10 protein-coding genes are annotated in these 11,581 nt (G+C 69.5%); 2 read left to right on the top strand and 8 right to left on the bottom strand.

The window, feature by feature from the left end; translation table 11 throughout:
- Positions 1–19: 19 nt before the first annotated feature.
- From AB0D12_RS21370 to AB0D12_RS21345, 6 genes are all read right to left on the bottom strand, one after another.
- On the bottom strand, positions 20–931 hold the full coding sequence (locus tag AB0D12_RS21370; RefSeq protein WP_362684973.1) for a Pvc16 family protein: 912 nt from the start codon (positions 929–931) through the stop codon (positions 20–22).
- A 4-nt stretch (positions 932–935) separates the two neighbouring features.
- Positions 936–1,664, bottom strand: coding sequence for a hypothetical protein (locus AB0D12_RS21365; protein ID WP_362684970.1), 729 nt, complete (start codon positions 1,662–1,664; stop codon positions 936–938).
- Positions 1,657–2,403, bottom strand: a complete 747-nt coding sequence (locus AB0D12_RS21360) for a hypothetical protein (protein ID WP_362684966.1) — start codon at positions 2,401–2,403, stop codon at positions 1,657–1,659. The genes AB0D12_RS21365 and AB0D12_RS21360 overlap by 8 nt, the downstream gene beginning before the upstream one ends.
- 31 nt (positions 2,404–2,434) lie before the next feature.
- Positions 2,435–2,959 carry a phage tail protein gene (locus AB0D12_RS21355; protein WP_030352235.1) on the bottom strand — a complete coding sequence of 175 codons (525 nt, stop codon included), beginning with the start codon at positions 2,957–2,959 and terminating at the stop codon, positions 2,435–2,437.
- Between the two features lie 29 nt (positions 2,960–2,988).
- Positions 2,989–4,839 carry a phage tail sheath C-terminal domain-containing protein gene (locus AB0D12_RS21350; RefSeq protein WP_362684963.1) on the bottom strand — a complete coding sequence of 617 codons (1,851 nt, stop codon included), beginning with the start codon at positions 4,837–4,839 and terminating at the stop codon, positions 2,989–2,991.
- Positions 4,840–5,309: 470 nt separating this feature from the next.
- Positions 5,310–6,818 carry an APC family permease gene (locus tag AB0D12_RS21345; RefSeq protein ID WP_362684960.1) on the bottom strand — a complete coding sequence of 503 codons (1,509 nt, stop codon included), beginning with the start codon at positions 6,816–6,818 and terminating at the stop codon, positions 5,310–5,312.
- Positions 6,819–7,202: 384 nt separating this feature from the next.
- On the opposite strand from AB0D12_RS21345, the gene AB0D12_RS21340 reads away from it, so the two are divergent.
- On the top strand, positions 7,203–7,898 hold the full coding sequence (locus AB0D12_RS21340) for a discoidin domain-containing protein (RefSeq protein ID WP_362684957.1): 696 nt from the start codon (positions 7,203–7,205) through the stop codon (positions 7,896–7,898).
- Positions 7,899–8,007: 109 nt separating this feature from the next.
- Here the strand turns inward: AB0D12_RS21340 and AB0D12_RS21335 are convergent, their stop codons facing one another.
- Both AB0D12_RS21335 and AB0D12_RS21330 read right to left on the bottom strand, forming a co-directional pair.
- Complete coding sequence (locus AB0D12_RS21335; RefSeq protein WP_362684954.1) at positions 8,008–9,324, bottom strand: globin domain-containing protein; 1,317 nt, start codon at positions 9,322–9,324, stop codon at positions 8,008–8,010.
- A 203-nt stretch (positions 9,325–9,527) separates the two neighbouring features.
- On the bottom strand, positions 9,528–10,310 hold the full coding sequence (locus AB0D12_RS21330) for a glucosamine-6-phosphate deaminase (RefSeq protein ID WP_362684951.1): 783 nt from the start codon (positions 10,308–10,310) through the stop codon (positions 9,528–9,530).
- Between the two features lie 266 nt (positions 10,311–10,576).
- Between AB0D12_RS21330 and AB0D12_RS21325 the strand changes: the two genes are divergently transcribed.
- Complete coding sequence (locus AB0D12_RS21325; protein ID WP_362685201.1) at positions 10,577–11,551, top strand: alpha/beta hydrolase; 975 nt, start codon at positions 10,577–10,579, stop codon at positions 11,549–11,551.
- Positions 11,552–11,581 lie beyond the last annotated feature (30 nt).

Here is an 11,581-nt window from a genome sequence, read left to right as displayed (position 1 = left end):
CCGTGTCCCGCACCGTGCCTCAGCTCTCCTTGCCGTCTGCGCTCGCGCCGGAATCCTTGCCGGTACGGGAGGAGGGCGCGGCCCGCTTGGCCACCGGCCTGGAGACGGCGGACTTGGACGCCGCGGCCTTGCTCTGGACGTTCTTGGACGGCGCAGTCCTGGAGGACGCTGCCGTTGACGGTGCCGACCTGGTCGCTTCCCGCTTCTTCCCGGCGCCCGGTTCAGCGGTTGCCGTCTCCGCCCCGGCGGCCTCGGTCTCGTCCTCGGCATGCGCCGGCTCCTCGGCCGGTGGCGTGGTTCCCGGCGGCACCGGCGCTCCCGGTGCCCCGAACGGCAGCACTCGTACCGTCCGCTGCTCCACCGGCTTCGCCGGGACCGGCCGCTCGCGGCCCTCGATCAGGACCAGCGACGCCTGGTACGCCACCGACAAGGTGTACGGGGTCTGGTGGAGCATCCCCCACAGCTTCGACGTCTCGTCGATGTCCATCACGGTCGGCGTGAAGCGCACCTTCTGCGGCGACTCCGCCAGATCGCTCCCCGCCAGATACGGCCGCTCCGCCGCGAGCTCGATCAACTCCTTCGGCAGCACCGGGATTTCGTGCAGTGTCCGCACAACGCAGCCGATCAGCCGCTGCCCGACCAGCTCCGCCTCCTCCCCGTACGCACTGATCAGAAAGTGCAGATCCAGCGCGGCGGCGGGCCGCTTGAGCAGCGTGCCGTCCGAGGCGCGCGTCGGCAGGTCGGTGTTGCGCATCGAGGGGTTCGGCGTGACCTGGTAGAGGAAGACGTGGATGGTCGGGTCGGTCGGCGGCTCGGCCGGTGGCTTACGGGTCTCGACCTTGACCGCGATGTCCATCTCGGGGCTCAGGTTGTTCGCGATCAGCAGGGCCAGTGCCTGGGTGACCGTCGCGATGGCGAGTGCGTTGCTCATGACCTCAGTCCCTCTTCTCGCCGCGTGACAGATAGTCGTCCAGCGTCAGCGCGGGCGCGCGCCGTCCGGTGTGCTCGGGGCGGCCGCCGGCGGTGCGGCTCGCGCCGGGCGGCGGTGCCGCGCTCACCTCGAGGCGGCCGATCTGTACGTGTACGACGCGTTCGGCGGGCCGCGGCGCGCGCCGCCCCACTCCGGCGAGCGCCGCGCCACGGGCCGCAGCCGTATCGGCGCCGCGCGGCCGGGCCGGCGCCGAGGCGGCCCGGGGGATCGCTTCCGTGGCCTGGGGCGCGGAGGCAGCCTGCGTGCGCGGTGCCTCGGGCACCTCGGCCGAAGCCCCCCGCCTCCCGGCACGCGGAACATCCGAGGCGGCCTGGCGCGGCGCCACCGGCGCGGGCACGGCAGGCCGCAGCAACGGCCCCGGACTCTGCATGGCCTGCACCGCTCGCCGCTCGGTCTCACCCGCCACGGCCGCGGCCTCGGTCCGTACGACGGTCTCGCGATCCGTCCGCACCTCCCGCTCCTGACGGACCAACTCGGCCGTTCCGAAGGCGGGCCCCGGCGCGGACGGGATCAGGGCGGCCGGCGCGTCGGGCTCCGGCGGACCGCTCCGCAGCGCCTCGACCCGCTCGAACGGGCCGGGCAGCCGCGGCCGGACCCGCGCCGTGCCGGCGCCACCACCGGCCACCGGCACCGGCGTGTACCGGGCGAGCAGCCGGTCGAAATAGTCAGGCATCTGCGCACAGCTCCAGGTAGTAACGACGCCGCAGCGGGCTGAGCGCCAGAATCGCCGGCTCGTTCCACCCGTAGGCGGTGGCGAGCAGATGGACATCGAGCATCAAGTCCCGTGCCCAGGTGTCCAGTTCGGTCCACAGATAGGAGGTGATGTCCAGCTCGGCCGGGTTGGCCTCACCGCACTCGGGGCAGACGACGTTCAGCGTCACATCGGCCGCCGGGTCGGCGTCCGCCGCCCTCTCGGCGAGCCGCTGCTGTACGCACTCCGGCAGGAGAGAGGTCAGCCGCTCCGAAGGGACGGCCTCTCCGCCCCGTACGGCCGAAACCGTGCAGCGCGCCACGAGCAGCCGACGGGCCGCCGCCGGATCCTGCACCGCACCGGCCGCCGCGAGGTCGGCGACGGTGGGCAGCCGGAACTCCACCACCCATTCGTCCTCCTCCACTCGCAGCGGCCCGTCCGGTGTCCGCGTCCGGGCGCCCAGCAATGTCGCGTCGAGGTCGAACTCCATGGCCTCGCCGCACGACGCACACTCGACACGCACCTGCATGCGCTCGCCGAACAGCGCCCGGCGCAACGCGAACAGGTCCGCTTCCCGCTCGCCGACCGGCATCGACAGCAACTCGTCGGTGCCGGCCCCCGGGCGGGCCGCCCGGTGCAGCAGCAGGGACCTCCCGGATTCGTGCTGTGCCAGCCCGGCCTCCCAGGTGGCGAGCAGCTCGGCCGGCCCCGTCGGCGTCATCCCTCACTCCTCCGGTGCATTCCGCCGGGGCTCAGGCCGGATGGGTGAAGGAGGGCTCGACCGGCTCCTCCACCTCGTAGTCCCGCTCCCAGCCCTCGCACTCGAGCTTGACGCTCTGGATGGCGACCGCGTTGGCGTTGGCGTCCAGCTCACCGAGCACCTGGTACTCGCTGACCCAGGCCCGGTAGAGCTTGTGCGAGACGGCGACCTGTCCGGCCTCGTTGAGGACCTGGATGATGATGTCCTTGCGAAAGTCCCGCAGCGAGACCTCCGAGCCGAGCCCGGCGCCGACCTGCCACACCTTGTTGGCCCAGCGGTCGAACTCCGGGTCGTGGGTGACACCGCGCTCGAGCGTGACGCCCTCGAACTCGGAGCGCCCCGGCGACTTGCGCGGTGAGCTGGGGTCACCGCCGTGGCGGTGCTTGACCACCTCGGTGGTGCGCTTCAGAGGACTGATCTTGCTGATGCCCGCGACCGTTCGACCGTCCCAGAGGACCAGGAACTTGAAATTCTTGTACGGGTCGAAGCGATGGGCGTTTATCTGGAACTCAGCCATCGGTTTCCTTCGTGTTCCTTTTCCTAGGGTTACGAGAGGTCGAACTGCCCGGCGACCTGCTGGATCTTGACGATCACGAACTCCGCGGGCTTGACCGGCGCGATGCCGATCACGACATTGACCACTCCGGCGTCGATATCGGCGTCGGTGGTGGTGTCCTTGTCGCATTTGACGAAGTACGCCTCACGTGGCGTGCCGCCCTTGAACGCACCCTGCCGGAACAGGTCGTTGAGGTACGCCGAGGCCTTCAGCCGGATCTGCTGCCAGAGCTGCTCGTTGTTGGGCTCGAAGACGACCCACTGCAGACCGCGGTAGAGGCTCTCCTCGACATGCAGGGCGAGCCGGCGCACCGGCACGTACTTCCACTCGCTGTCGAGCGCGTCCGCGCCCTCGAGCGTGCGCGCGCCCCACACCAGCGGACCCACCACGGGGAACGTGCGCAGGCAGTTCACGCCCAGCGGGTTGAGCAGCCCGTTCTCCCGGTCGGTCAGCTTGACGGTCAGCGACCGGACACCGGCCAGCCGCGCCTCGGTTCCGGCCGGCGCCTTCCACACGCCGCGCTCGCCGTCGGTGCGGGCGACGACGCCGGCGATGGCACCGGACGGCGGGAAGGAACGAAGCCGTCCGGTGAGCGGGTCGGTGAGCTGCAGATGCGGGAAGTACAAGGCCGCGTGGTTGCTGCGTACGGGTTCGAAGGCGCCGATCCCGGCCCGTGCGGCGTCCACGCTGCCCCAGGTCGAGGGCGAGTCGACGAGCAGGAAGATCCGCCGCTCCCGGCAGAGCTGCTCGGCCGCCGACAGTACGGTGACCATGTCCTCGGTGGACTCGTACGCCGAAAGCTCGGGCAGAGCCAGCAGGTTGACGTCGTCCACGTCGCGCAACGCCTGGACGCCCGTCTTGCGGGCCTCGCTGCCGATGAGGTCGCGCGGACCGGGCGGGTCGCCGTCCTTGCCGCCCTCCAGCGGGAAGACGGGCGGGTTGACCGAGGCCTCCAGGCCCAGGTCGTTGGCGCATTCGCCGACGAAGCGGACCACGTCGTCGGGGTCGACGGAGCCGGCGACGACCTGGACGCGCCGGCCGAAGGCGGTGACCTCGGCGCCGGCGAAGGCGTGCTTGCCGGGAGCGTCCGGCAGCGCGCGCAGCTTGCGCTCCAGCAGGAGGGCGAGTTCGGTGACATTGCTCGGCGGCTCGTCGTCGTGGTCGGGGTCGTAGAGCGTGAACTCACGCTCCACATCGCCGATCTTGACCTTCAACTCGACGTTCAGATTGGGCAGTTCGGCCGCGAAGGGCTTGGAGACAGTGCCGGAGGGGTCGGGCCGGTCCTCGTCCAGAGCCTTCACCCGGACGAGCGAGGAGCCCGCGTTGACGACGGTCTCCACGAAGCGGCCGTGGCCGGAGTTCATCGACAGACCGGTGAAGGACTCGCGGGCCCCGCCGCGCGCGTCGAGGATCTGGAGATTGAACGTCCTGTCCGGAGTCGGGGTGTCGTGGTCGACGGCCACCCGCAGGCCCGAGCCCCAGACGCCGGGCTCCTTGGCGTGCACCTCCAGCACCGGGCATTCGCTGTGCCCCTCGGTGGAGTTGAGCGTGACGCAGGCTTCCTCGCCGGTGCCGGCCTTGGCCACGCGGACGATCACCGCGACCGTGCCGCCGTTGCCGAAGAACTGGTGCACTGCGTAGCTGACAGCGCTCTGTGAGGTGAGTCCGCCGAAGCGACGCTCGAAGTCCGCGAAGCTGGTGATCCGCACGGGTTGGTTGAGCGGACCCCGGCGGGTGTGCCCCACGAACGCGGTCACCGAGGTGGTGACCGAGGCGATGGTCCGGATGCTGCTGGGAAGTTCCTCGATGTAAACGCCGGGATAGCCCATGTGCGTCGGCATTCCCCCTCCATTCCCTTCGCGCACCAAGAGATGAGGAGGGGATGTGAAGGGCGCGCGTGTGTACTGAGCACGCATACGCGCTCTCCACTGCATTCCCCCGTCGCACACCCCGTGCGATATCGGTCTCGCAGGGCCATCGGCATGTGCCTGTGCTTGTGGCTCCTGATGCATGAGTGCCTCTGGTGAGTCTGGTTTGCATCTCAACGGTGGGTCAAGAGACCGATTCGGTCATCCGGCCATCACCGGCTCCGGGGGCAATGAGGGGTGATTTGACGCGCTGAGAGTGATATTGCTGATCGAATATGAAGAGGAATTCACGAGGGCTTCACAGGAAAATTCGAACCACGGTGAAAAACAAGCCGAATGGACGCGGCATCGGCGCGCCGCCTTGTGTCCTGTTGATGAGGAATGGCCGCTTTGTTCCACTGCGGGCCGGGCTGCAACCGCGGGCGTCACCGGAAGGAAGTGGCTTACTGGGGCGAGGACTTGGACGCGACGCTGACGGGCACGTCGGGGTTACGGAACCATGTGCCCTGCACTGCCCGCTGAATGAGCATCAGGACAACGCCCAGCGCCAGGGCGCCTATGCCGATGACGGACACGCCGCCGGTCCTGCCGAGCAGCGGCAGGTCGATGACGGTGGTTCCGTACGCCGGGTCGGAGTAGACGTGGAAGGCCGCGTAACAGAACAGGCCGAGCAGCATCAGGGCGCCCAGTGCGGGGAGGAGGCCCTTCATGAAGAAGTCGGCGGCGCTGCGGGTGAGGACCTTGCGGAAGTACCACACGCAGGCGAAGCCGGTCAGTCCGTAGTAGAACGCGATACCCAGACCGACCGAGGCGATGGAGTCCTCCAGGACATTGCCACTGATGGCCGTCAGCCCGGCGTAGAAGGCGATCGACGCCAGGCCCATGGCGACGGTCGACCAAGTCGGTGTCAGGAAGCGAGGGTGGACGCGGGCGAAGACCGCCGGCAGCGCCTTGTGCGTGGCCATCGAGAAGGTGGTGCGGGCGGTCGGCAGGATCGTGGTCTGCGTGGAGGCGGCGGCCGACGTCAGCACCATCAGGACCAGCATCTTCGCCAGGAACCCGCCGATTCCTTCCGTGCCGAACACTTCGTCACCGAAACTGCCCAGGACGTCGCCCGCGTTGTCGGGGTTGGCCAGGCCGATGCCCTTGTCGCCGATCCCGGCGAAGGCCTGCGCCGAGGTGGTCACCAGGATGTAGATGAGGAGCAGGAGAACGGTGGAGATGACGGCGGCGCGGCCGGGGGTGCGTTCGCGGTCGGCGGTCTCCTCGTTGACGGAGACGGCGGTGTCCCAGCCCCAGTAGATGAAGACGGCCAGCAGGACGCCCTGCGTCAGGGAGCTGGCGGAGCCGATCTCGAAGGGGTTGAACCAGGCCGCGTCCACGTGCAGCGATTCCGGCGGCGCGTTGCCGCCGTACACCTTCACCAGCGCCATGACGGAGAGGATGGCGAGAAGCAGCAGCTCGATGCTGAGCAGCCATTTCTGCAGGGCCGCGGAGATCTCGATGCCGATATAGCAGATGGCCGTCATCACGATGATCCAGATGACGCCCGCGAGAGCAGTCCAGCCGCGGCTGTCGGTCAGGCCGTCCGCTCCGACCAGCTGGAATCCGTACTGGCCTGCGATCTGCGCCAGGTTCGCCATCACGATGATGTCGGCGATGATGATGCCCCAGCCGCCCATCCATGCGGTATGCGGTCCGAAGGCCCGCGCGGACCAGGTGAAAGTGGTGCCGCAGTCGGGGTCCACGGCGTTCATCGCCTTGTAGGCGTAGGCGATGAAGTACATCGGGATGAATCCCAGGATCACCACGACCGGTGACTGGAGCCCGACGGCGAGGACGATGAAGCCGAGTGTGGCGGCCAGGCTGTACGCGGGGGCGGTCGAGGCGAGGCCGATGGCCACGGAGGAGACGAGACCCAGCGCGCTGCCCTTGAGCCCCTTCTCACCCACCGCGGACGACTGTGGAAGCGGAGGGCCGTGGGATCCGCCGGGCGCTGTTTGCATGAGGCGGCCTTTCGCCGTCGGCCACGGGCAACCCGATGCCGGAGCGTGTACGAGCATGCACCGCTATGTATCCGGGATACACCCATTTGCTCCTGATCGAAAGCCGAAAAGTGTTTCCCGGTGGGGTTCGGGGACCCAAGGAACTCCGCCGGTGTTGACGGCGGACGACGCAACCCGTTGACAGGCGTGCGGCACGGCGGTATCACGTCCCTAGCCCGATTGAGAGCGCTCTCAAGAATTCTCGCGGCCGATTCCGAAGCATCCGGAATCCCCGCGCTCCCTTCCCGTGGTCCGACAGGACGAGGCATCGGCGGCGAGTTCCCGGCGAAGATGGGCGGCGGCCCCACCGGCTCGACGGCCTCCGGCGGCACTCTGGTCGTCGACTACGTCCGGGTGCTCTCCAAGTCCGGCGGCGGCAGCGATCCCGGCGATCCGGCTCCGCCCACCTGCGGTCCGCTGCTCTCCAAGAACAAGCCCGCCACCTCCTCCAGTATCGAGAACGCAAGCCTCGGCCCGCAGTACGCCGTGGACGGCACCACCGGCACCCGCTGGTCGAGCGCCCATGTCGACACCGGATGGCTGCAGGTGGACCTCGGCTCCGCGCAGCCCGTCTCGAGGGTGCGGCTGAACTGGGAGGCGGGGTACTCCTCGCACTACCAGATCCAGCTGTCCACCAACGGATCGAGCTGGACCACACCGGTCGACAGATTCGGTGACGGCGGAATCGACGACCTTGCCGTGGCCGGGACGGCGCGCTACATCCGTATGAACGGGCTTGCCCGCGGCACGCCTTACGGCCATTCGCTCTGGGAGATGGAAATCTTCGGTGCCTGCCCCGGCGGGGGCGACCCGGGCGACCCCGGCGACCCGGATCCGCCGGGCACCACCACCTGGGCGCCCGGCGTCGCGTATGCCGTGGGTCAGCAGGTGCTCTACAACGGCGTCACATACGGCTGCCGCCAGGCCCACACCTCGATCGTCACATGGGAGCCGCCGAACGCTCCGGCGCTCTGGCTCGCCTCCTGACCCGACTCCTCCGCGCCGCGGGACGGCAGCGGCACCACCCCCCCGGTGGTGCCGCTGTTCCGTGTTCCGTGCGGAGTACCGCCACGGGGAGTGAGGGTGGAGCGGGCAGTCAGACCCGTCCGACCGCGCCGTGCGGCTCGAACCAGCCGCCGCTGGTGCCCGGGGGCGCGGGCCGGTGCAGGGGCTGAGGTTCGGGATGGAGCTGCGGCGCCGGGAGGTCGAGCGGGCGCGTACGGGCGTCCGGATCGATCCAGGTCACGGGCGGTGGATCGAGGAACTGCTCCGCGTGGGAGACGTATCCGCGCGGTTGCACCGACGCGGGCAGCGGATCGCGGATAAGCGATTCTGCAGGCAGACCGCAGCCGTGGAGCAGCTCGGTCGTCTCCTGCACGAACATCACGGGACCGCAGAGGTAGACGGTTTCGCCGGGCCACCCACGGCGCGCGCTCAGATTGCTGTGCAGACGTTCCGCGGCCCTCATCCGGCCCTTGCCGCGCTCCTCGTACCACCAGTACGCGCTCAGATAGGGGTGGGCGCGCAAAATGTCGACGAGAGCGCCGCCGTCATAGAAGTCGGCCTCGCCGCGGGCGACGACGTCGATACGGATACGAGGCGCCGGCCTGCGGGCGAGTAACTCGTCCAGGACCGCCTTGACCGGGGCCCAGCCCGTGCCGGCGGCGATCAGTGTGACGGCCGGGGTACCGGGCGGCGGGGTCAGCGCGGATCCCGAGGCGGCGCCCAGCCGCAGTGTGTGGCCGGACGTCGTGCCGTCGCACAGGACGTTGCTGAGCAGGCCTTCGGCGACCCGGCCGACATGGAACTCGAGCACACCGCCGCGGCCGGGGCGGCCGGCCAGGGAGTAGGGCCGCCACACGCCCGGCAGATCCGGGTGCTCGATCGTGGCGTACTGGCCGGGCAGCCACGGGTAGTGGGCGGAGGGGGCGACGCGGATGACGGCCGTGTGACCGCCGTGCAGGCGGTGCGAGACGACAGTGCCGTCCCACCACGCCGGCTCGTTCGCGGCGAGCGAGCTGTGCGCTCCGCCGGTCATGGCCGCGGCGACGAATCCGTACACCCGCAGCCATGCCTTCTCGGTCCGGTCGTCCCAGGTGTGTGTGCTGTGGTAGCGGATGGCGGCGACGAGGCTCTCGCCCACGGCGGTGTAGTCCTCGTCGGATATCCCGAACTTGCGGTGATCCCGGCCGAGTCGGTTCAGGTGTGCGGGGAGCGCGGGGTGGCCGAGATGCTCCACGACCTGAACCAGCGCGGCGAACAGCCGCTCGTACTGGTCGTCCATCGCGGCGGGGAACAGGGGGCGCAGCCGCGGATGGTGGGTGAAGAGATGCGCGTAGAAGTAGCGCACCACATGGCCGGCCCGGAGTCTGACTCGTTCCAGGCTTGCTGTGACCACATCGATGTCGTCCATGAAATCCCCCGCGCTCCTGCGATGCACTGGCCTGGCCGCGCAGGGTCCGGGGGCGGCAGGGCGGCGCGTCGCTGAACGCGCGTGAATAGTGCTGAGCGAGCAGCACCGTATCAACTCATGGGCGGTGTCGAGCCGTTGTGGCGCGAATTATGTCTCGACTGGAACATTCCTCTTCCAGCCGGGGCGTCGACGGCGGCCGCGTCCTATATGCCCTGCCAGTCGGGCTTGGCGGCATAGGTGGCGCGGAAGTAGTCGGCGAGCTTGAGGCTGGAGGCCGCCGCCTCGTCGACCACGACGGTGGCGTGCGGATGGAGCTGCAGGGCCGAGGCGGGCACCAGTGCCGACAGCGGGCCTTCGACGGCGAGCGCCACGGCCTCGGCCTTCGCCTCACCGGTCGCCAGCAGGACCAGATGACGGGCCTCCAGGATGGTGCCGATGCCCTGGGTGATGACGTGGTGGGGGACCTCGTCGAGGCCACTGAAGAACCGGGCGTTGTCCTGCCGGGTCTGCTGGGTCAGCGTCTTGATCCGGGTGCGGGAGGCGAGTGAGGAGCAGGGCTCGTTGAAGCCGATGTGTCCGTCGGTGCCGATGCCGAGCAACTGGAGGTCGACGCCGCCGGCTTCGGCCAGCGCACGGTCGTAGGCAAGGCAGGCGGACGCGACGTCCTCGGCGGTGCCGTCCGGGCCCATGAAGGAGGCGTCGGTCAGGCCGAGCGGCTCGACGACCTCACGGAGGACCACCGAGCGGTACGACTCGGGGTGGCCGGAAGGCAGTCCTACGTACTCGTCGAGCTGGCAGATCCGGCCGCGGGAAGCATCCACCTGTGCGGCGCGCACCTTGGCTGCGAGGGCTTCGTAGATCGGCAGCGGAGTCGAGCCGGTGGCCACGCCCAGGAGTGCTTCGGGTTTGCGTCGCAGGAGTTCGGCCATGGCTTCGGCGATGAGCTCGCCGCCGGCGGCGGAGTCCGGAACGATGACAACTTCCACGGAGATCCCTGTCTCTGAAGGCGAAGTGGTGTAGACCAATCTACCTGGTGGGCAGCGCGTCTGTCGCGCGAAGGGCTCCCGTGCCCATGAACGCGCCCGCCCCTGGCGACTGCACACGGCGCGTATGAGCGCGCGGCCTCGAAAGCCGTACCCGCAGTGAAACCTGGCGGAAATCCCCGGTGCGGCGGCGGTTCTACGCTCGGATGAGGAACCCAGGGGACAGGGGAGGGGTGAGCGCGATGGCCGCAGGCCTCGGACCGCACGCAATGGACCGGAGCAGGCTGCGCTCCGTGAGCGAAGGCGACGCGCAGCTGCGCCACCATGTGGTGCACGGCTACCGCCGCGCGTACCGGATCGCCGGAGAAGGCCCGGCCGTCCTGCTCATTCACGGCATCGGCGACTCCTCCGCCACCTGGGTCGACCTCATACCGGGACTGGCCCGCAGATACACGGTCATCGCACCCGATCTGCTGGGCCACGGAGCGTCGGACAAACCCCGTGCCGACTACTCGGTGGCGGCCTACGCGAACGGCATGCGCGATCTGCTCGGCGTGCTCGGCATCGACCGGGCCACGCTCGTCGGCCATTCGCTCGGCGGCGGAGTGGCCATGCAGTTCGCATACCAGTTCCCCGAGCGCACCGAACGACTGGTCCTGGTGAGCGCCGGCGGTGTGGGCGGGGAGGTCAATCCCGTCCTGCGGGCCGTCTCGCTGCCCGGGGTCGACCTCCTCCTCTCGGTACTCACGCTGCCCGGTATGCGGCGGGGAACCGGCATCTTCACGGAACTGATCAGGCGGCTGGACACCGATCTCGGACAGGACGCGCCGGAGCTGCTCAACCTTGTGGACGCGCTGCCCGACGCGACCTCGCGCAGCGCCTTCATCCGCACACTGCGGGCGGTCGTCGACTGGCGCGGCCAGGTGGTGACCATGCTCGACCGCTGCTATCTGACGCAGGGAATGCCGACCATGCTGCTGTGGGGATCGCGCGACGGCGTGGTGCCGATGGAGCACGCGTACGGGGCGCACGACGCGATGCCGGGGAGCCGCCTGGAGGTCTTCGAGGGAGCGGGCCACTTTCCCTTCCATGCCGACCCGGCGCGCTTTCTGGCGCTGGTCGAGGACTTCATCGAGACCACGCGGCCGGCCGACTGGAGCGCCGAGCGCTGGCGGGAGCTGCTGCGGTCCGGGCGCGAGATCGAGGACGTCCTGCAGTTGGCGAGCGAGCGCAGCGCGACCTGATCGGCAGGGACATCGGGCCGGGACAGTCGG

This window comes from Streptomyces sp. NPDC048479, assembly GCF_040651435.1.
Lineage (GTDB): Bacteria > Actinomycetota > Actinomycetes > Streptomycetales > Streptomycetaceae > Streptomyces.
The sequence above is the reverse complement of the archived record's forward strand: the minus strand, read 5'-3'. Positions and strand labels throughout refer to the sequence as shown.

Coding starts and splice junctions, on each gene's coding strand:
- AB0D12_RS21370 (WP_362684973.1), bottom strand. CDS start 931: ATGAGCAACGCACTCGCCATCGCGACGGTCACCCAGGCACTGGCCCTG.
- AB0D12_RS21365 (WP_362684970.1), bottom strand. CDS start 1,664: ATGCCTGACTATTTCGACCGGCTGCTCGCCCGGTACACGCCGGTGCCG.
- AB0D12_RS21360 (WP_362684966.1), bottom strand. CDS start 2,403: ATGACGCCGACGGGGCCGGCCGAGCTGCTCGCCACCTGGGAGGCCGGG.
- AB0D12_RS21355 (WP_030352235.1), bottom strand. CDS start 2,959: ATGGCTGAGTTCCAGATAAACGCCCATCGCTTCGACCCGTACAAGAAT.
- AB0D12_RS21350 (WP_362684963.1), bottom strand. CDS start 4,839: ATGCCGACGCACATGGGCTATCCCGGCGTTTACATCGAGGAACTTCCC.
- AB0D12_RS21340 (WP_362684957.1), top strand. CDS start 7,203: ATGGGCGGCGGCCCCACCGGCTCGACGGCCTCCGGCGGCACTCTGGTC.
- AB0D12_RS21335 (WP_362684954.1), bottom strand. CDS start 9,324: ATGGACGACATCGATGTGGTCACAGCAAGCCTGGAACGAGTCAGACTC.
- AB0D12_RS21325 (WP_362685201.1), top strand. CDS start 10,577: ATGGACCGGAGCAGGCTGCGCTCCGTGAGCGAAGGCGACGCGCAGCTG.